Source organism: Actinoalloteichus spitiensis RMV-1378, assembly GCF_000239155.1.
Classification (GTDB): domain Bacteria; phylum Actinomycetota; class Actinomycetes; order Mycobacteriales; family Pseudonocardiaceae; genus Actinoalloteichus_B; species Actinoalloteichus_B spitiensis.
Genome location: NZ_AGVX02000063.1, coordinates 1 through 393, shown reverse-complemented (window position 1 = coordinate 393; position 393 = coordinate 1). Strand labels below are relative to the sequence as shown.

Annotated in this window: 1 protein-coding gene; it reads left to right on the top strand. The window is 72.3% G+C overall.

Annotated features, from left to right (window positions below):
• Positions 1–55 precede the first annotated feature (55 nt).
• On the top strand, positions 56–393 hold a 338-nt coding region (locus ACTIDRAF_RS27015), incomplete at its 3' end, for an AMP-binding protein (RefSeq protein ID WP_039785567.1).

Genomic DNA, 393 nt, shown 5'->3' with positions numbered 1-393 from the left:
GGACCTGGCGGGGTTGTTGGCCCGGCAGGCCGGACGGACCCCGGAAGCAGCAGCGGTGCTCACCGATACCGGTGCCGGGCTGTCCTATGCCGAGTTCACCGCCCGGGTGGCCCGGGTGGCCGCGGTGTTGCGGTCCCGGGGTGTGGGAGTGGAGTCCCGGGTGGGTGTGGTGCTGCCCCGGTCGGTGGACTCGGTGGTCGCGGTGTGGGCGGTGTGGACCGCGGGTGGGGTGTACGTGCCGGTGGACCCGGAGTACCCGGCCGAGCGGATCGCCTACGTCCTCAAGGACAGCACCCCGGCCCTGGTGATCACGACCGAGGACCTGGTCGGGAGCCTGCCCGCCGACCTCGACACGCTGGTGATCGACAGTGAACCAGCCCGCGCGGAGATCAC